Annotated in this window: 17 protein-coding genes; 1 reads left to right on the plus strand and 16 read right to left on the minus strand. The window is 71.8% G+C overall.

Going from position 1 to position 18,061, the window contains the following annotated elements; genetic code table 11:
- Positions 1 to 3: 3 nt before the first annotated feature.
- The 10 genes from IPJ95_12580 to IPJ95_12625 form a co-directional block, all read right to left on the minus strand.
- Positions 4 to 1,209 carry a bifunctional 3,4-dihydroxy-2-butanone-4-phosphate synthase/GTP cyclohydrolase II gene (locus IPJ95_12580; protein MBK7924443.1) on the minus strand — a complete coding sequence of 402 codons (1,206 nt, stop codon included), beginning with the start codon at positions 1,207 to 1,209 and terminating at the stop codon, positions 4 to 6.
- Positions 1,206 to 1,799 carry a riboflavin synthase gene (locus tag IPJ95_12585; protein MBK7924444.1) on the minus strand — a complete coding sequence of 198 codons (594 nt, stop codon included), beginning with the start codon at positions 1,797 to 1,799 and terminating at the stop codon, positions 1,206 to 1,208. Before IPJ95_12585 ends, IPJ95_12580 begins: the two co-directional genes overlap by 4 nt.
- Positions 1,781 to 2,854, minus strand: coding sequence for a bifunctional diaminohydroxyphosphoribosylaminopyrimidine deaminase/5-amino-6-(5-phosphoribosylamino)uracil reductase RibD (ribD, locus tag IPJ95_12590; protein ID MBK7924445.1), 1,074 nt, complete (start codon positions 2,852 to 2,854; stop codon positions 1,781 to 1,783). The genes IPJ95_12585 and ribD overlap by 19 nt, the downstream gene beginning before the upstream one ends.
- A gap of 84 nt (positions 2,855 to 2,938) precedes the next feature.
- Positions 2,939 to 3,919, minus strand: a complete 981-nt coding sequence (locus IPJ95_12595; GenBank protein ID MBK7924446.1) for a hypothetical protein — start codon at positions 3,917 to 3,919, stop codon at positions 2,939 to 2,941.
- A gap of 79 nt (positions 3,920 to 3,998) precedes the next feature.
- Entirely contained in the window at positions 3,999 to 4,970 is a 972-nt protein-coding gene (locus IPJ95_12600; protein ID MBK7924447.1) for a hypothetical protein, read from the minus strand.
- 23 nt (positions 4,971 to 4,993) lie between these two features.
- Positions 4,994 to 6,019 carry a phosphoribosylformylglycinamidine cyclo-ligase gene (locus IPJ95_12605; GenBank protein MBK7924448.1) on the minus strand — a complete coding sequence of 342 codons (1,026 nt, stop codon included), beginning with the start codon at positions 6,017 to 6,019 and terminating at the stop codon, positions 4,994 to 4,996.
- Entirely contained in the window at positions 6,016 to 6,936 is a 921-nt protein-coding gene (locus tag IPJ95_12610) for a sugar kinase (protein ID MBK7924449.1), read from the minus strand. Before IPJ95_12610 ends, IPJ95_12605 begins: the two co-directional genes overlap by 4 nt.
- A gap of 4 nt (positions 6,937 to 6,940) precedes the next feature.
- Positions 6,941 to 8,575 carry an arginine--tRNA ligase gene (locus tag IPJ95_12615; protein MBK7924450.1) on the minus strand — a complete coding sequence of 545 codons (1,635 nt, stop codon included), beginning with the start codon at positions 8,573 to 8,575 and terminating at the stop codon, positions 6,941 to 6,943.
- The gene (locus tag IPJ95_12620) at positions 8,572 to 8,898 is read right to left on the minus strand and encodes a zinc ribbon domain-containing protein (protein MBK7924451.1); all 327 of its coding nucleotides are present in this window, start codon (positions 8,896 to 8,898) and stop codon (positions 8,572 to 8,574) included. Before IPJ95_12620 ends, IPJ95_12615 begins: the two co-directional genes overlap by 4 nt.
- A gap of 87 nt (positions 8,899 to 8,985) precedes the next feature.
- Complete coding sequence (locus IPJ95_12625) at positions 8,986 to 10,143, minus strand: HEAT repeat domain-containing protein (GenBank protein MBK7924452.1); 1,158 nt, start codon at positions 10,141 to 10,143, stop codon at positions 8,986 to 8,988.
- 157 nt (positions 10,144 to 10,300) lie between these two features.
- Between IPJ95_12625 and IPJ95_12630 the strand changes: the two genes are divergently transcribed.
- Positions 10,301 to 11,014 carry a hypothetical protein gene (locus IPJ95_12630; GenBank protein ID MBK7924453.1) on the plus strand — a complete coding sequence of 238 codons (714 nt, stop codon included), beginning with the start codon at positions 10,301 to 10,303 and terminating at the stop codon, positions 11,012 to 11,014.
- 76 nt (positions 11,015 to 11,090) lie between these two features.
- Here IPJ95_12630 and IPJ95_12635 read toward each other — a convergent pair whose 3' ends face one another.
- From IPJ95_12635 to miaB, 6 genes are all read right to left on the minus strand, one after another.
- Positions 11,091 to 11,486, minus strand: coding sequence for a DUF937 domain-containing protein (locus IPJ95_12635; protein ID MBK7924454.1), 396 nt, complete (start codon positions 11,484 to 11,486; stop codon positions 11,091 to 11,093).
- A 66-nt stretch (positions 11,487 to 11,552) separates the two neighbouring features.
- Positions 11,553 to 13,091 carry a methylmalonyl-CoA mutase gene (locus tag IPJ95_12640; GenBank protein ID MBK7924455.1) on the minus strand — a complete coding sequence of 513 codons (1,539 nt, stop codon included), beginning with the start codon at positions 13,089 to 13,091 and terminating at the stop codon, positions 11,553 to 11,555.
- A complete protein-coding gene (gene fbp, locus IPJ95_12645; protein ID MBK7924456.1) occupies positions 13,088 to 14,101 on the minus strand; it encodes a class 1 fructose-bisphosphatase in 1,014 nt (337 codons plus the stop codon). Before fbp ends, IPJ95_12640 begins: the two co-directional genes overlap by 4 nt.
- A gap of 55 nt (positions 14,102 to 14,156) precedes the next feature.
- Entirely contained in the window at positions 14,157 to 16,409 is a 2,253-nt protein-coding gene (locus IPJ95_12650) for a DNA internalization-related competence protein ComEC/Rec2 (protein MBK7924457.1), read from the minus strand.
- A gap of 25 nt (positions 16,410 to 16,434) precedes the next feature.
- Positions 16,435 to 16,728 (minus strand): late competence development ComFB family protein, encoded by a 294-nt coding sequence (locus IPJ95_12655; protein ID MBK7924458.1) that lies wholly within the window; start codon positions 16,726 to 16,728, stop codon positions 16,435 to 16,437.
- The gene (gene miaB / locus IPJ95_12660) at positions 16,725 to 18,038 is read right to left on the minus strand and encodes a tRNA (N6-isopentenyl adenosine(37)-C2)-methylthiotransferase MiaB (GenBank protein ID MBK7924459.1); all 1,314 of its coding nucleotides are present in this window, start codon (positions 18,036 to 18,038) and stop codon (positions 16,725 to 16,727) included. Before miaB ends, IPJ95_12655 begins: the two co-directional genes overlap by 4 nt.
- Between the last annotated feature and the right edge of the window lie 23 nt (positions 18,039 to 18,061).

Genomic DNA, 18,061 nt, shown 5'->3' on the forward strand with positions numbered 1-18,061 from the left:
GAATCAGTGGGCGAGGAGATGGCCGAGCTTGTCGCGCTTCGTGTCCAGATACGCGCGGTTCTCGGCGTGGGGGGCGGTCACCAGGGGCACCCGCTCGGTGATCTCGAGGCCATAGCCCTCGAGCCCGACGAGCTTGCGGGGGTTGTTGGTCATGATGCGGATCGAGGACAGCCCCAGGTCCCGGAGGATCTGGGCCCCGATGCCGTAGTTGCGCAGGTCCGGCGCAAAGCCGAGGCGCTGGTTGGCCTCCACGGTGTCATCGCCCTCGTCCTGCAGGGCATAGGCGCGGATCTTGTTGACCAGCCCGATGCCGCGCCCCTCCTGGTCGAGGTACACGATGACGCCGCGTCCGGCCTCCGCGATCTGCCGCATGGCGGCCTCGAGCTGCGGACCACAGTCACAGCGTTGCGAGCCGAAGACGTCGCCGGTGAGGCACTTGGAGTGCATCCGCACCAGGATATCGCGCTGACCCTCGACCTCGCCCATCACCAGGGCCACGTGCTGCGCCCCGTCCACGTCGTTGGCGTAGGCCACGATCCGGAACTCACCCAGCTCCGTGGGCATCCGCGCCACGCCGGCGCGGTGGACCAGCTGCTCGGTCCGCAGGCGGTAGGCCACCAGCTGCGCGATGGTCACGAACGTGAGCCCGTGCTGCGCGGCAAACGCCTCGAGCTCCGGCCGCCGCGCCGCCGATCCGTCCGCCTGCAGGATCTCGCAGATGACGCCGGCCGGGTAGAGGCCGGCCAGCCGGGCCAGGTCCACCGCCGCCTCGGTGTGCCCCACCCGCTGCAGCACCCCGCCCGGGCGCGAGCGCACCGGCTGGATGTGGCCCGGCCGCCGCAGGTCGGTGTCGACGGTCTTCGGGTTGATGGCCACGTGGATGGTCTTGGCGCGATCCGAGGCCGAAATGCCGGTGGACACCCCGAAGCGGGCGTCGGCATCGATGGTGACGGTGAAGGCGGTCCGCTGCGACTCGGTGTTCTGCGCCTGCATCTGGGGCAGGCCCAGCTCCTCGCAGCGGTCGGGCGTGAGCGCCAGGCACACCCAGCCGCGGGCGTGGGTGATCATGAAGTTGACCAGTTCCGGCGTCACCAGCTCGGCGGCGCAGATGAGGTCGCCCTCGTTCTCACGGTCCTCGTCATCGGCCACGATGATGGGCTTGCCGTTCCGGAGGTCGTCGATCGCCTGCTCGATGGTCCCGAAGGTCATGCGCGCCTGTTCTGCAACAGGGAGGCCACATACTTGCCGATCGTGTCCCCCTCGAGGTGAACTCCCGCGCCCGGCGTCTTGTCGCCGAGCGTCGTATGCCCAAAGGTAAACGGAATCAGGGAGAGCTGGATGCAGCCCGGCGCCGGGATGGCGTTCACGGTGAGGCTCACCCCGTCCACCGTGATGGATCCGAGCGGAATCGACACCCGGGCCACCTCCGCGGGGACCCGGACATCCACCAGCCATGCGTCGCCCTGCCGCCGCACCGCTTCCACCCGGCCGACGCCATCCACATGCCCCTGGACCAGGTGGCCACCCAGCCGGTCGCCCACCTTGAGGGCCCGCTCGAGGTTCACCCGCCGGCCCTTGGCGTACTCCCCGAACAGCGTCCGCTCCAGGGACGTGGCCACCACGTGGACCGAGAACCAGCCCTTCCCGGTCCGCTCCACGGTCAGGCACGCGCCATCCACGGCGATGCTCTCGCCCGTTCGCACCGCGCGGAACGGCGCGCCGATGCGCAGGGTGAGGCCGTCCGGGCCGCGGGTGGCGGCCCGCACCGTGCCGACCGCGGTCACGATTCCAGTGAACATGGCTCCCGATCCACCACCAGCAGGGTGTCCTGGCCCAGCGCCCGGCGCTCGACCACGGACCACCGCTCCGCTTCCACCAGCGTGGTGCCCGGATACCCCGTGATGGCCGGAACTCCCGCATCCCCGAGCCACACCGGGGCCTGGATCCAGTAGTACCGATCCACCAGCCCCGCCTCGAGCAGGGCCCCCGCGAGCCGGCCCCCGCCTTCCACCAGCAGCGACCCGATCCCCAGCTGGTGCAGCGCGGCCAGCCCCTCGGCGAGCCCGCCGACCCGGGAGACGGTCACCCCGGCCTCCTCGAGCCGGGCCAGGTGCGCCGAGGGCCCGACCAGCTCGGTGATCAGCACCGTCGGCACGGCCTCGGCCGTCTGGACCAGGGCCAGGGCGTCGGGCAGCTCCCCATGGCGGTCAAATACCACGCGCGTCGGGGGCCGCCGGGGCTCGATGTCGCCCCGGACCGTGAGCGACGCGTTGTCCACCCGCGCGGTGTGCCCACCGACCGCGATGGCGTCGAAGCCGGCCCGCAGCCAGTGCACGTAGTCCCGCGCCTCCTCGCCCGAGATCCACCGCGAGCGGCCGGTCTGGTCCGCAATCCGCGCATCGAGGGTCGTCGCCAGCTTGAGCGCCAGGAACGGCCGGCCCAGGCCGGCGAACCGGTGGAAGAAGATCCCGTTGAGCGCCCGCGCCTCGTCCTCCCGGACCCCGAACTCGACCGCGATACCTGCATCACGCAACCGCTGCGCGCCGCCCCGCGCCTCCGGGTTCGGGTCCGGCACCGCCACCACCACCCGGGCCACGCCCGCACGGATCAACGCCTCCGCGCACGGGGGCTGCTTCCCCTGGTGATTGCATGGCTCCAGCGTGACCACCACGGTGGCGCCTCGCGCCGCCGCCCCCGCCCGCGCCAAGGCCACCGCCTCCGCGTGGGGCCCGCCGAACTCGGCATGCCACCCCTCGGCGACGACCCGATCCCCCTGCAGGATCAGGGCCCCGACCATCGGATTGGGGGAGACCCTGCCCCACCCCATCCGGGCCAGTTCGAAAGCCCTGCCCATGGCGTCGAAGTGGTTCACGGACGGGAATTTACGGCGGTATGGCGGGGTGGCGGTAGGGCGGCGGCAGGGGGTGCCGCCGGAAGCTCAAAACTGGATCGCGGCGCCCAGCCCGGCAAAGAAGTGACCGGAACTCGGATCATTCCGTTCAAAGGTCGTGGCCAGTTCGGTCTTCTTGCCGACCTGGAAGCCACCCTCGGCCCAGACCTTCACCGGCCCGACGTCCAGCCCGGCATTGAGCGCGGTCATGATCCGGGAGGTGCTGAGGTCCACCGCCACGGTGGTGTCCGCGCCGGTGCTGTCGGCGAAGGTCACCGCACCCGTGCCCTTGTAGAGGTCGAGACCGGCCCCGGCCGCCAGCGTGAGCATCTTGAGCCGCCCACCGACCATGAGGCGCACGTTGATGGCTGAGAGGGTGGTCGACGCCGACAGTTGATCGCCGGCGGCACGGTCACCGAAGCGGATGCCGGGCATGTCCCGCTTCATCACGCTGAGCGAGACCGTGGGCTTGGGCGCGGGCATCGCGAGGCCCAGCCGCAGGCCGAAGCCGAGGCCCAGGGCCATCCCGGCCAGGGTGCGGGCATTGTCGTCGATCCGGATGCGGGTGGTGGCGCCGGTCGGGATCACCACCGCGGAGGCAAGGAAGTCCGCCGTGACGGTGCCGAGCTTGAGCTTCTTGCTGAGCAGGCCGAGCTGCAGGTCGAGCCGCGGCACCGGGACGTACAGCTGCTTGTCAGCGGCCACGGTGTCGCTGGTGCCGTCGTACGAGGCGCTGGGCAGCGTCACCCGTGCGATGCCCACCCGCCCCGCGATCCGCGCGTGCCCGAACTTCCCGATCCCCGCCGCGGTCCCGGGCACCGGATTGCCGCCGCTGACCAGCAGGCCCTCGATGGGGAGGAACGCGGTGAGGGCATCGACGCCGGCCTGGCAGATGCGGCTGGCGCTGGTGGTGTCGGCCACGCAGGGCCCGGCCGCGGTGCTGTCCTGCCCCGCGAGGCGCGCGGGAACGAGCGTGAGCAGCGGCAGGAGCGTGGCAAGGCGGCGGAGCCGCGGGGCGAGACGGTTCATGGTGCCAGTATCGGCAGACGGCGCCCCGGTCCTGAGGACCGGGACGCCGTCGTGGGACTGGCCGGAAACCGGCCGCGGGCTAGAAGCTGAAGCGGATGCCCGCGCTGCCGAACAGCCGGTTGGCGCTGGGATCGATCCCCTGGAAATCCGTCTTGTAGGTCTCGTCCTTCCCGAGCTGGTAGCCGAGCTCGGCGCCGATCTTGACCACCGGCATGTCGAGCGAGGCCGTCAGGAAGGCCAGGTTCCGGCTGTTCTCCAGGTCGTGTCGCACCGTGATCGGGGCGGCGAGCAGCTGGTCCTCGAAGGTGATGATCGCCTCGCTGGTGTACTTGTCGTACCCGACGCCCACCCCGACGTTGAGCAGGGCCAGCCGGTAACCCGCGACGGCGCGCAGGTTGGTGGCGTCGAGGTCCACGCTGTACGCGTACTGGTCGCCGCCAGCCACATCACCGTAGGTGATGCGCGGGATGCTCCGCTTCATGGCCGAGACGGTGACCGAGGGGATGAACCCGCGGCCCCGGATCACGCCCACCCGGGCGCCGTAGCCCAGGCCCAGGGCGATCTCGCCGATCTTGGTGGCGTCCTTGTCCACGGAGAGCCCGTCGATCTGGCTGGTGGGGAGGAGCGAGGCCGATCCGAGCAGGTCGATCGACAGGAACCCGCTGGGCCCGAGCCCGCGGATGATGCCGACCGCCGCCTCGATCACCGGGGCCGGGGCGAAGAGCTTGTCGCTGCGCGGCACCGTGGTGCCGGTGCCGTCATAGTCGAGGTCGGGGGTGACGAGCTGGGTGGCGTTGCCACGGGCGGTGATCGCGAAGTGCGGGAGGCCGCCCAGGGTGCCGACGCTGCCGAGAACCGGGTTGCCGCCGCTCACCAGGATGCCGGCGACCGGGTGGAAGATCTCCGCCCCGTCGATGGCCGCGTTGCAGATGTTGATGTTCTGCTGCGAGGCGATGATGAGCGGCTGGTTGCACGCGGAGTACGGCGTCTGGGCCGTGAGGGACAGGGGCGCCGCGAGCGCGGCGGCGAGGAACATCACGGAACGACGCATCGATGACTCCACGAAGAGGTTTGCTAGTCGCTGAATCGCACCCCCACGGTGCCCCGGCGGATCTCGCCCAGCACCCAGGTGGGAACGCCCTGCGCCCGGGCGGCGGCTTCCGCGCCCGCCACCCGGTCCTTCGGCAGCACGGCGATCAGGCCCACGCCGAGGTTGAAGACGTCCCGCATCTCCTCGGTGCTGACCTTCCCTGCCTGTTGCAGCAGCCGGAACAACGGAGGCCAGGTCCAGCTGCGGGTTTCCACGACCGCCTCGCACCCATCTGGCAAGACACGGACCAGATTCCCGGGGATGCCACCCCCGGTGATATGTGCGATGCCATGCAGGCCCGAAATGACCGGCATCACGGCCGCGGCGTAGCTCTGGTGGACGGCCAGGAGGGCGTCGGCCACCGACTGGCCCGTATCTCCAAGGCGGTCGGCCAGTTGCAGCTTCATGACGTCGAAGATCACCCGGCGGGCGAGGGTGTACCCGTTGGTGTGCAGCCCGGTGGACTGATAGGCAAGAAGCACATCCCCGGGCTGGATGCGATCCCCGTGGAGGGCCTCCTCCTCCTCGACGACCCCGATGATCGTGCCGGCCAGGTCAAAATTGCCGGGCTGGTAGAGCCCGGGCATGCTGGCGGTCTCGCCGCCGGCGAGGGCGATCTGGTGCGCCCGGCAGCCCCGGGCCACCCCCTCCACGATCCCGGCAATCTGCTGCACCGTGAGAGCCGCCCCGGCCACGTAGTCCATGAAGGCCAGGGGCCGGGCGCCGTGGACCAGGATGTCGTTGACGGAGTGGTTGACGAGGTCTTCGCCCACCGTATCGAAACGGGCCGCCTGCAGCGCCACGAGCACCTTGGTGCCCACGCCATCGGTGCTCATGACGAGGACCGGCGACCGCATCCCGCCGGGCACCCGCACCATCCCGCCGAACGCGCCGACGTGGCCCACCGAGTGCGCGGTGCGTGTCCCGGCCACCAGCTGCCCGATCCGCTCCTTGGCCGCCTCGGCGCTCACCAGGTCGACCCCGGCCTGCGCATACTGCCGCTCCGTCATGCCACCGCCTCCGCGATCTCGAAGTGCGTCAGGTCCTTGAAGCTGCCCACCCGCTGGTGCAGGCTGGCGGGCGTCACCCCGTCGAAGCCGCCGATGCCGAAGCTCGCCACGGCGAACGACCCCATCGCGGCGCCGAAGACCATGGCGCGGCGGAGCCCATCGCTCGAGGTATCCCCGGTGCGGGCGATGTAGCCGAGGAACCCCCCGGCGAAGGAATCGCCGGCGCCGGTCGGGTCGAACACCTCCTCCAGCGGATAGGCCGGACAGTAGAAGCTGCGCCCGGTCTCCACCAGCAGCGCCCCGTGCTCGCCCCGCTTGACCACCACGCGGCGGGGGCCCTGCCCCAGCACCCAGCGGGCGGCGCGGTGGACGTTCCAGTCGCCGGAGAGCTGGCGGATCTCCTCGTCGTTGATGATGAGCAGGTCCACCCGCTTGAGCACCTGCATCAGGCGCTCGCGGGCGCTATCGATCCAGAAGTTCATGGTATCGCAGGCCACCAGCCGCGGCTCGTGCATCTGGTCCAGCACCGCCAGCTGCAGGTCGGGGTGGATATTGCCCAGGAAGACGTAGGGTGTGTCGCGGAAGCCGGCGGGGATCCGGGGCCGGAAGTCGGCGAAGACGCCGAGCCGGGTCTCGAGGGTCTCACGGCTGGCCAGGTCGAAGCTGTACTTCCCCTTCCAGCGGAAGCTCTCGCCTGGGGCCTGCTCCACGCCCGAGATGTCGACGCCCCGCGCCCCGACCGCCTTGAGGTCGGTCATGGGATAGTCATCGCCCACCACGCCGACCATGCGCACCCCGGTGAGCACCGAGGCGGCCACGCTGAAGTAGACGGCGCTGCCCCCCAGCGCGTCGTGCACCTCGCCGAAGGGCGTGAGGATGGAGTCGAGGGCGACGCTGCCCACCACGAGGAGTTTCATCGGGTTACATCCGGTCAGGGGCGGAGAGGCCGAGCAGCGCGAGGCCGTTGGCGAGGACGATACGGGCCGCCCGCGCCAGCGCGAGGCGGGCCGCCTCGGTGGCGGGCGGCTCGCCGAGGACGCGGCACTTGTGATACCAGCCGTGGGCCAGCCGGGCCAGGTCCTCGAGGTAATCGGTGACCCGGTGCGGCTCGCGCGCCCGCGCCGCCCGGGCCACCACCTCGGGAAACGTGGCGAGCTTCTTGAGCAGCTCGAGGTCCTCGGCCGCGGGCAGCGCGTCGAACGACACGTCCCCACTGGCCGACTCCGGCGCCCGCCCGGCCACCCGGAAGATGCCGCTCATGCGGGCATGCGCCATCTGCACGTAGAAGATGGGGTTCTCGTCGGTCTGCTTGCGGGCCAGGTCCACGTCGAAGGTGAAGGGCGACTGCCCCGGGCGCATCAGGAAGAAGTAGCGGGTGGCGTCGACGCCGACCCAGTCCATGAGGTCGCGCAGGGTGACAAACTCCCCCGAGCGCTTGGACATCCGCACCTCTTCCCCGGCCTTCATCACCTTGACCAGCTGCACCAGCGCCACCTCGAAGAAGTCCTCGCCGTACCCCAGCGCCCGCAGCACCGCCCGCACGCGCGGGATGTAGCCGTGGTGATCGGCGCCCCACACGTCGATGACCCGCGCGAAGCCGCGGTCGTGCTTGTCGATGTGATAGGCGATGTCCGGCACGAAGTAGGTGAGGCTGCCGTCACTCTTGCGAAGGACCCGGTCCTTGTCGTCGCCGAAGCTGCTGGTCCGGAGGAACAGCGCGCCGTCCTCCTCGAAGGTGAGGCTCCGCTCGGCCAGGAGGCGCAGCGCCGATTCGACCCGGCCCTGGTCGCGCACGGCCTGCTCGCTGCTCCACACGTCGAAGACCACGTGGAGGTCACGCAGCAGGTCCTCCTGCTCCTGGCGGATGCGGAGCGGGGCCACCCGGCAGGCCGCGAGGCCCTCGTGCGCGGTGACGGTGGCCAGCTCCGGCTGCTCGCGCAGCAGCTGCGCCGCCAGCTCCACCAGGTAGGCGCCGTGGTAGCCGCCCTCGGGGATCTCGGCCGGGCGCCCGAGCTGCTGTTCCACCCGGGCCCACAGGCTCTGCACCACCCGCTCGATCTGCACCCCGGCGTCGTTGATGTAGAACTCGCGGGTCACGGCGTGCCCGGTCCACTCGAGCAGCGCGGCGATCGCGTCGCCGAGCGCCGCCCCGCGCCCGTGGCCCACGTGCAGCGGGCCGGTCGGGTTGGCGGAGACGAACTCCACGTTGACCCGCTGCCCCCCGCCGAAGTCCAGCCGGCCGTAGCTCGCGCCCGCGCCGATGATGGTCTGGAGCAGCGTGGCCAGGGCGTCCTGCGCCAGCCAGAAGTTGATGAAGCCGGGCCCGGCGATCTCGGTGCGCGCCACCACGGAGGCGGGAATGCGCAGCGCGCCGATCACCCGCTCGGCCAGGGCCCGCGGGTTGGTCTTGAGCGACTTGGCCAGCAGCATGGCGAGGTTGGTGGAGAGGTCGCCGTGCCCGGTGTCGCGGGGGCGTTCCAGCACGAAGGCCGCCTCGGGTGCGCCCAGGGCGGCCGCCACGCGCGCCAACTCGGCGCGGATCTGCTGTTCGCTCACTCGGCGGCCTTCTTGCCGGCCGCCGGCTTGGCGGCCGCGGGCTTCTCCGCCTTGGGAGAGGCACTCTCGGGCTTCGCGGAGCTGCTCGCGCTGCCCTCCGACTTGGCCGCCGGCTTGTCCGTGTCCTTCCGCGGGCCCTTGCCGTCCTTGCCGTAGTCGGTGATGTAGAAGCCCGAGCCCTTGAAGACCAGGCCCGCGCCACCGGAGATCTTCCGGGTCGCGGCCTTGCCGCACGCGGGGCACTTGGCCCGCGGCTTGTCGGACATCTTCTGGAACAGTTCGAAGTCGTGCCCCGCGGGGCACTGGTATTCGTAGGTCGGCATCGGCGACTGCGTCCTAAGAGAAACGGGCGCAATATTTTAGCCGCTCCGACCCGGCGATTCAAGCGCCGGGGGCCAACCCGGGATCCGCTACCCGCCGAGCCGGGCCTTCCGGAGCGCCCGGTCGAGCGCGGCCACCACGTCCGGACTCACGCTCTTCCGGCGCTGCCGCTCCAGCACGCCGAGCGCGGGGCGGGCCGACTTGCCCATGGCCCCGAGCGCATCCGCCACCGCGATCACCAGGTCGTGCCCACCCTCCAGCTCATCGGTGCCCTCGAGGACCTTCACCAGGTCGGGCACCGCCTTCCGGCCCTCGGGACCCATCAACCTGAGGGCCTGTGCCGCATCGAGGCGGACCGCCATCGGACCGCTCCGGGCGGCCTTGCCCAGCGGCTCCGCCGCCCGGTTCCCTACCCCGGCCAGCGCAGCCACCGCCACGCTGCGGAGGGAGTCGCCGCCATCGAAGAAGACCGAGAGCAGCGCCGGCACCGCATCGCCGGCGTCCTTGCCGATCCGGCCAAGCGCGTAGCAGAGGTTCTCCACCCTCGCCCGCTGCGCCGGGTCGGCCAGGGTGGGATCGTGCCGCAGCTCTTCCTGCAGCAGGTCGATGAGCGGGCGGGTAGCCGGCTTCGCGGCCCGTCCCAGGTGCCCGAGCGCCCACGCCGCGGAAGCGCGAACCCAGAGGGAATCATCGGCCAGGAGGAGGGCGAGTTGCCGGACGGTCTTCCCCGGCGCGGCGCCGATCACCCCGATGGCCTCCGCCGCGTTGGCCCTGACCCAGGCGTCGCGCGAGCCGAGCGAGGGAAGGAGCAGCGGGGTCGCGGGTGGGCCGAGGGCCTCCAGCGCCCGGCGGGCCACCTGCTGCACCGGCCGGACATCGTCCGCGAGGACCGTGAGCAGCACCGGCGCGGCGTCCCGCGCGTCGGGGCCGATACGGCGGATGGCCTCGATGGCCCAGTAGCGAACCTCCTGGTGCTCATCGCGCGCCGCCCGCAGGAGCGTGGGGAGCGCCGCGCGCGCTCCCGGCCCGAGGGTGGCGATGGCCTTCACCGCCTCGCGGCGGAGCTCGGGGATGTAATGATCGGCCTGCGCCAGCCACTCCCCGAGCGGCTTGCCGCGCGCGAAGGCGGCCTCGGAGGCGCGAGCCCCCTGGGCGGCGAGCGGCCCGGCGACGGCCAGGCAGAGGATCATGATGACACCGGCGGCGCGAACGGCCGCGGTGTGGATGGGATCGCCATCGGCCCGCATGGCGAGGTTCTCCGGCTGGGGTCCCGTCCCATCCATGGGGCGAGTGGCAATGACCGGAGCCAATGTACCCCCCTGTCCCGGGGGGGACCAGAGGCGCTTGACCGGCCCCCGCCGGGCTGGCTTACCTTCCGCCACTCACCATTCCCCGGAGCACTGCGTGCATCCCTCGGCTCGTCCGGTCGCCGTGGCGCTGGCCCTCTTCGCCGCGCCGCTCGCGGCCCAGAACTACCGGGAGGTCTCGGCCCAGGCCGACCCCCGGAGCTACTTCGGCATCAACGTCCAGCTGGGGTTCCCCCAGGGGCAGTTCAAGCAGTTCGTCGGGACCGGGTACGGCGTCGGGGGTAACTTCACCTTCTTCCTCGACCAGAAGAACGTGGTGGGGCTGCGGCTGTTCGGCTCCTGGATCCAGTATGGCCGGACCACCGAGCGGCTGCCGCTGAGCCCCACCCTGCCGGGCCTCCTCGTGGACCTGACCACCGCCAACGACATCTACACCTTCGGCGTGGGCCCCGAGCTGCGGGTCGGCAGCGGGCCGATCCGCGGCTACCTGCACGGGGCCATCGGCGCCTCGAACTTCGCCACCACCACCAGTGCCGAGGGCACGGACAACGTCACCCCGTTCGCCACCAGCACCAACTTCAACGACTGGACCTTCGCCTGGTACGGCGGCGCCGGGGCCATGATCCGGGTCTCGGGGGGACGGAAGCCGGTGTTCATTGACGGGGGGGTGCGCTACCAGCGCCACGGCAAGACGCGGTACCTGCGGGAGGGGAGCATCGAACCCCAGCCCGGGGGCGGGGTGTCCTTCACCCCCATCGAGAGCGAGACCGACCTGATGATCGTGCACCTGGGAGTTCAGGTCGGGTTCTAGCCTCGCGCCGCCCAGACGCCACGACGGCCCCCGGGGAGTCCTCCCCGGGGGCCGCCTCGTTCGGGCGCGCGGCGGACTACAGGAACTTCTTGAGCATGCCCATGGCGTCGCCCATGAGGTCGCCGCTGGGCAGCTTGCCCTCGGGCGTGAGCTTGTCGACCACCTGGGGCAGCAGCTGCGACAGCTGCTGGGACAGGGCCTCCGGGGCCAGGCCGGTCTTGGCGGCGAGGTTCTGCAGCGGGCCCTGGCCGAGCACCTGCTGGAGCTGTGCCGGGGAGATGGGCAGGTTCTGGCCGGTGCTGATCCACGACTGGATGATGTTCCCCAGCCCGCCCTGGTTGAACAGCTGCACCAGCCCGGCCAGGCCACCGACTCCGCCCTGCCCGCCGAGCAGCTGGGTGAGGCCTGACAGGAGGTCGGCCGTGTTGCCGCCCGCCGCCTGCTTGCCGAGGTGCTGCTGCGCCTGTCCCATCACATCATCGAGAAGACCCACACACGCTCCATGTCGGGGGGACGCACAAGATAGCAGGGCAGCCGGTCAGGCGGGACGGTAGGTGCCCCAGACCCCGCGCAGGCAGTCGCTGATCTCCCCGAGGGTGGCCCGGGCGCGGACCGCCTCGATGATCGGCGGCATGAGCGGCGCCGCTCCGCCGGCCGCGCTGGCCAGCGCCTCCAGTCGCGCCGCGACCACCGCGCCATCCCGGCGGGCACGGACGTCCGCGAGGCGTCGCTGCTGGCGCTCCTGCAGCGCCGAATAGTCGGGCCGCGCGATCGCCGGGGCGTCCGAGCCGTCCGTGAACCGGTTCACGCCGACCACCACCTGGCGGCCCTCCTCCTGCGCCTGCTGCAGTTCCCAGGCGCTCCGGGCGATCGCCTCCTGGAACCAGCCCCGATTGATCGCCGCGACCGCCCCGCCCATCCGGTCCACCTCGCCGATGATGGCGCGTGCCTCGGCCTCGATCCGATCGGTGAGCGCCTCCACGTACCAGCTGCCCGCGAGCGGATCCACCGTGCGGTCGAGCCCGCTCTCATGCCCCAGGATCTGCTGGGTGCGCAGCGCCAGGGTGGCGGACGCGGCGGTGGGCAGCGCGAGCGCCTCGTCGTAGCCATTGGTGTGCAGGGATTGGGTGCCGCCGAGCGCGGCGGCCAGCGCCTGCACCGTCACCCGCACCACGTTGTTGAGCGGCTGCTGGGCCTGGAGCGTGACCCCGCCGGTCTGGGTGTGGAAGCGCAGGCGGCAGGTCTGGTCGTCGGCCTGGAAGCGCTCCCGCGCCAGCCGGGCCCAGAGCCGCCGGGCGGCGCGGAACTTGGCGACCTCCTCGAAGAGGTCGTTGTGGGCGGCGAAGAAGAACGAGAGCCGGGGGCCGAACCGGTTCACCTCGAGCCCGGCCGCCACCGCGCGCCCCACGTACTCGAGCGCGTTGGCCAGGGTAAAGCCCACCTCCTGCGCCGCGGTGGCACCGGCCTCGCGCATGTGGTAGCCGCTGATGGAGATGGGGTTGAAGTTCATCCGCTCCTCGGCCACGAAGCGGAACAGGTCCACCGTGAGCCGGAGCGAGGGCTCCGCCGGGTAGATGTAGGTCCCCCGGGCGATGTACTCCTTGAGCACGTCGTTCTGCACCGTGCCCTGGAGCTTGGGACGCGGCACGCCCTGCTCCTCGCCCACCACCACGTACATCGCGAGCAGGATCCCCGCGGTGGCGTTGATCGTCATCGAGGTGGAGACCTGGTCGAGCGGGATGCCGCGGAAGAGGTCGTGCAGGTCCTCGACGGTGTCGATGGCCACGCCGACGCGCCCGACCTCGCCGGCGGCCATCGGGTGATCGGAGTCGAAGCCCATCTGCGTGGGCAGGTCGAACGCGGTGGAGAGCCCGCTCTGCCCGGCGTCGAGCAGCAGCCGGAACCGGGCGTTGGTCTCCTCGGCGGTGCCGAAGCCGGCGTACTGGCGCATGGTCCACAGCCGCTCGGTGTACATCGCCGGATAGACGCCGCGGGTGAACGGGAAGCGGCCCGGCGCGCCGAGGTCGCGCGCCGGATCGCCGGTCCAGTCCCCGGGGCCGCTGGCCCGCCCGCTCATCCCTCCCCCATCCGCCGCAGCGTGTCGGCCACGTAGCCCACGTCCTCGCGGCTGCCGATCACCAGCGGAGTGCGCTGGTGCAGGTCCTGGGGCACGATGTCGAGGATGCGGTGCACCCCGTCGGTGGCCGAGCCGCCGGCCTGCTCGGCGATGAACGCCATGGGCGCCGCCTCATAGAGCAGCCGCAGCTTGCCCCGCGGGTTCTTGCTGTCGGCCGGATACATGAAGATGCCGCCCGCCAGCAGGTTGCGGTGGAAATCGGCCACCAGGGAGCCGATGTAGCGGCTGTTCTTGCCCGGGATCTCCTCGGGCCGGTCGCCGTGGAACCCCCGCACCGCCCACTGCGTCGCCTTGCTCCAGCGGGCGAAGTTGGACTCGTTGACGCTGTAGTACTTGCCCACGCGGGGCGTCACCATCTTCGGGTGGGAGAGCAGGAACTCGCCGATCGAGGGGTCGAGGGTGAAGCCCGCCACCCCCTGCCCCGTGGAATAGATCAGCATGGTGCTCGAGCCGTAGATCACGTATCCCGCCGCCACCTGCTTGCAGCCGGCCTGGAGCACGTCGGCCATGCTGCCGCGGCCCTCCATGCTCACCCGGCGGTAGATGCTGAAGATGGTGCCCACCGCGCCGTTCACGTCGATGTTGGATGAGCCGTCGAGCGGGTCGTAGAGCACCGAGTACTTGCCGGCGGGGTACTGGTCGGGCACCGGGATGATCTGCTCGTCCTCCTCGGACGCCATCACGCAGACGCGCCCGGTGTGGTTGAGCGCGTTGGTCATGGTCTCGTTGGCGAAGATGTCGAGCTTCTGCTGTTCCTCGCCCTGCACGTTGGTGTTGCCGGCGCTGCCGAGGATGTTGACCAGTCCCGCGCGCCGGATGCTGGCGGCGATGATCTTGGCGGCGAGGGCAATGTCGTAGAGGAGGTTGGAGAGCTCGCCGGTCGCCTCGGGGTACTTCTCCTCCTGGTCGAGGATGAAGCGTTCGATGGTGATCACGCGTGAATTGGGCAGCACGGAATGTCCTCGGGAAGCTCCCGGCGGTGAACCCGCGGCGCGCGGCGCGCGCTCACGGGGGTCCGCCGACCGGGAAGGTTGCCTGCGTTGGGCCCGCGACGATGGTGAGGCTGCGCCCGTCGGTGGTGACCCGGATGGTGCCCGACTGGTCCGTCCGCCACCCGCCAATCCCGTGCCGGGCCAGCCGCGCGAGGACCTCGGGATGGGGATGCCCGTAGCGGTTGCCGGCACCGCTGCTGATGATCGCGACGCGCGGGGCAAGCTCCGAGAGCCACGCATCGCCACTGGCCGAGCGGGAGCCGTGATGCCCCAGCTTGAGCACGTCCACCCGGCCCACCCGCCCCGCCAGCCGCGCCTCCGCCACCAGGCCGGCATCGCCGGGGAAGAGCGCCCGGAATCCGCCGTATTCCACCAGCAGGATCGCGGAATCCTCGTTCAGGTCCGCCTGCCACTCCTGCCAGGCCGGGTCCGGATGGAGCAGCGAGAAGCGCACGCTGTCGATCTCGAAGCGCATCCCATCCCGCGCGGCCTGCCATGGGACACCGGCCGCCTCCAGCTGGTCGAGCAGCCCCACGTACAGGGAGTCGGCCACCAGCTCCGCCGGTTCCAGCACCTGGCGCACCGGGAAGCGGTCGAGCACCGCGGGCAGGCCGCCGAGGTGATCCGCGTGGGCGTGGGAAACGACCGCGAGCGCCAGGCCACCCGCCCGGTGGCGCGCGAGGAACGGGGCCACCACCCGGCGGCCGGCATCGCTGCGTTCCGTCCGGGGTCCGGCATCGATCAGGATCCACTGTCCATGCGGGGTGCGAAGCAGGGCGGCGTCACCCTGTCCCACATCGAGAAAATGTAACGCCAGCCCGCCACCGGCGGCACGGACGACCCCGGCCTGCTCCACCCCCGCCAGGACCCAGACCGCGATGGCCGCCGCCAGCATGGCGCGGCGGAGCGCCACCAGGCGCCGCGCGCCGTCGGAGGTGCACCACCAGGCCACCGCCGCGAGTCCGAGCCAGGGCACGGCGGCGACCGGCCCGGCGGGCTGGATGACCACCAGCCCCTCGACCGCGCCTCCGTACCAGGCCACCGCATCGAGGGCGGCGAGCAGCATACCGGAGCCGGCGGCGAGCGGCGGGGCCAGCACCGGCACGAGCGCCGAGGCCGCCAGGCTGAGCAGCAGCCCGGGCACCACCACCGCGGCGAGCGGGATGGCGACGAAATTGAGCCCCAGCCCCGCGAGTGAGACCGTGCCGAACAGCGCCGCGCTGATCGGCGCGGTGGCGATGGTGGCGCCGGCCGAGCCGGCCAGCAGGCGCCAGCCCCAGCCGCGGCCCAGCCGCCGGTCGCTCCACCGCGTGGCGAGCAGCGCGCCGCCCAGCGCGGCCACCGAGAGCCAGGCACCGGCATCGAGCGCCGCCCAGGGATCCACCAGGAGCACCACCACCCCCGTCACCGCGAGGAGGGGGAGCGGCGAAAGGGCCCGTTGCCGCCACCGGGCCTGCGCGGCGATCGCGGCCAGCAGCACCGCGCGGGCGGCCGGTGCGGGCCAGCCGATGAACGCCACGTACCCACCAGCCACCGCCACCCCGATGGCCGCGGCCAGGTGCCGGCGCGGCGTGAGCAGCCGGACCCCGAGCAGCACCCACGCCAGGATCACGCCGACGTGGAAGCCGGAGATCGAGAGGATGTGCACCAGGCCGGCGCGGGCGTAGCGGTCCTTGAGCTCGGGCGCCATCCCGCCGCGGCGGTTGATCAGCAGCGCCTCGACCGTCCCCGCGCGGTCGCCGAAGAGCGCCCGGATCTGCTCGCCGAGCCAGTTGTGGAACCGGTCGCCCATGGCCTGGTCCACCGCCTCTGCGGTGAACGCCCGCACCAGGAGCATGCCGCCGGTCCGGCCGGCGCGGTCCGGCCGGGCCAGCCACCGCCCCTCGACCCGTCCCCGGGTGCCCGCACGTACCGGCTCCCCCGGCCACCGGGCATCGACGAGGCCGGTACACCCGGCCCCGGGGAGCGACACCGCGGCGAGGCGCTGGTCCTCGAAGACCGGTTCCTCCACCCGCACGCGCAGCGTGAGGGCACCCGGCTGCAGGTGCCGTGCGCAGGCGGTGGCCTCCGCCCCCCGCGCCAGCTGCGCGCTGAGCACGCCAGCCAGCGCGACGGCGGGCCACACCGCGGCCCCGGGGCGCCACCACAGACACCACGCACCGACCGTGATCAGGAGCCCCGCGACGCCTGCCGGGGCCCCGAAACGCAGGAGGCCGGTCGCGAGACCGGCCCCATAGCACGCCAGCAGGAGGTAGGCGGGCCTCATGTGGCCCCGCCGGCGGCACCCGCGACTAGGTGCGGGCGCTTCGGCGCTTGCAGCGCGGCGCGAGGTTGACCTTGCGGATGCCCTCCATCACGGCGACCTCGATCGACGCCCGGTTCTGGTCCTTGTCGAGGTTGACGTCGGTCACGATCGACCCCTCGAGCCCCACGACGTAGCGGGGCGGCAGCCGGTTGAGGGCGTAGACCAGCACGTCGAGCCGGCAGGTCTCGCAGCCGCAGAAGTCGGGGAAGTGGGCCGAGAGCTGGGCGTAGGCGTCGATGACGTGCTCCTCGACGGCGTTGCGGATCACGGGTGGGGTCATGCGAGCACCGCGAGCTGGGGACGGACCAGGTGACTGGTGAACGTGGAACCGGTGGTGCCGGTAAGCTGCACCGTGTGGTACTCGCCGATGGCGCTGGCCGGGAGGTCCACCAGCGCGAGCAGGTTGGTCCGGGAGCGGCCGAGGAGGAGGTCGCCGCGGCGCGCGGGCCGCTCCACCAGCAACTCCACGGTCTGGCCCACCCGCCCGGCGTTGCGCGCCCGGGCCTGGGCCCGCACCGCCGCGATGAGCCGCTCCAGCCGCTCGGCCCCGGTCTCGTCGGCGACATGGTCGCCCAGGCGAACCGCGGGCGTGCCCTCGCGGACCGAGTAGCGGAAGGTGTAGGCGTCGTCGAATCCCGCCTCGGCCACCAGGGAGAGCGTCTCCTGGAATTGCGCCTCGGACTCCCCCGGGAACCCGACGATGAGGTCGGTGCTGAAGGTGATGGCCGGCATCGCCGCCCGCAACCGGGCCACCACGTCGAGGTACTGCTCCCGGGTGTAGCGCCGCAGCATCCGCCGCAGGACGGCGTTGGAGCCGCTCTGCGCCGGCAGGTGCACATGCTCACAGACCGCGGGCACCGTCGCCATGGCGTCGATGACGCGAGCGGTAAAGTCCGTGGGGTGCGGGGAGGTGAACCGGACCCGGCGGATCCCATCGACCGCCCCGACGGCGCGGAGCAGGTCGGCGAAGTCGGCGATGCCGTCGTGGTAGCTGTTGACCGTCTGCCCAAGGAGCGTGACCTCGGAGGTGCCCTGGTCGGCGAGCGCGCGGACCTCGCGCACCACGTCCTCGAGCTTACGGCTGCGCTCCGGTCCCCGCGTATACGGAACGATGCAGAAGGTGCACTTGTAATCGCAGCCCCGCTGGACCGTCACGAACGCGGTGGCGCCGGGCTCCCGCACCGGCGGGACGTCCTCGTAGTGCTCCCAGGAACGGAACGCCGTGTCGGCGCGCCGGTCGCCCGCCTCGGCCTGGACCACCAGCGACGCGAGGTTCCGGTAGGCGTCGGGCCCGGCCACGATGTCCACCCGCGGCACCTGCTCCAGCAGCCGGGGCCCGAGGCGCTGGGCCATGCACCCGACCACCCCGAGCACCCCGCCGCGCCGGGTGTGCTGCTGCAGCTCACCCAGCCGCCCGATCACCCGCTGCTCGGCGTTGTCGCGGACGGCGCAGGTGTTCACCAGGAGCACGTCGGCGCCCTCGGGGCTGTCCACCTGGACATACCCCTCGCGCGCGAGGACCCCGAGCATCAGCTCGGTGTCCGCGACGTTCATCTGGCAGCCGTAGGTCTCGATGTAGAGGCGCTTCATGACGCACGAATAATACGGCGCCC

Source organism: Gemmatimonadota bacterium, from assembly GCA_016713785.1.
Lineage (GTDB): Bacteria > Gemmatimonadota > Gemmatimonadetes > Gemmatimonadales > GWC2-71-9 > JADJOM01.

Coding starts and splice junctions, on each gene's coding strand:
- IPJ95_12640 (MBK7924455.1), bottom strand. CDS start 13,091: ATGAGCGGGCGGGCCAGCGGCCCCGGGGACTGGACCGGCGATCCGGCG.
- IPJ95_12595 (MBK7924446.1), bottom strand. CDS start 3,919: ATGAACCGTCTCGCCCCGCGGCTCCGCCGCCTTGCCACGCTCCTGCCG.
- ribD (MBK7924445.1), bottom strand. CDS start 2,854: ATGGGCAGGGCTTTCGAACTGGCCCGGATGGGGTGGGGCAGGGTCTCC.
- IPJ95_12610 (MBK7924449.1), bottom strand. CDS start 6,936: ATGAAACTCCTCGTGGTGGGCAGCGTCGCCCTCGACTCCATCCTCACG.
- IPJ95_12580 (MBK7924443.1), bottom strand. CDS start 1,209: ATGACCTTCGGGACCATCGAGCAGGCGATCGACGACCTCCGGAACGGC.
- IPJ95_12620 (MBK7924451.1), bottom strand. CDS start 8,898: ATGCCGACCTACGAATACCAGTGCCCCGCGGGGCACGACTTCGAACTG.
- IPJ95_12585 (MBK7924444.1), bottom strand. CDS start 1,799: ATGTTCACTGGAATCGTGACCGCGGTCGGCACGGTGCGGGCCGCCACC.
- IPJ95_12655 (MBK7924458.1), bottom strand. CDS start 16,728: ATGACCCCACCCGTGATCCGCAACGCCGTCGAGGAGCACGTCATCGAC.
- IPJ95_12600 (MBK7924447.1), bottom strand. CDS start 4,970: ATGCGTCGTTCCGTGATGTTCCTCGCCGCCGCGCTCGCGGCGCCCCTG.
- miaB (MBK7924459.1), bottom strand. CDS start 18,038: ATGAAGCGCCTCTACATCGAGACCTACGGCTGCCAGATGAACGTCGCG.
- IPJ95_12625 (MBK7924452.1), bottom strand. CDS start 10,143: ATGCGGGCCGATGGCGATCCCATCCACACCGCGGCCGTTCGCGCCGCC.
- IPJ95_12650 (MBK7924457.1), bottom strand. CDS start 16,409: ATGAGGCCCGCCTACCTCCTGCTGGCGTGCTATGGGGCCGGTCTCGCG.
- IPJ95_12605 (MBK7924448.1), bottom strand. CDS start 6,019: ATGACGGAGCGGCAGTATGCGCAGGCCGGGGTCGACCTGGTGAGCGCC.
- IPJ95_12635 (MBK7924454.1), bottom strand. CDS start 11,486: ATGGGACAGGCGCAGCAGCACCTCGGCAAGCAGGCGGCGGGCGGCAAC.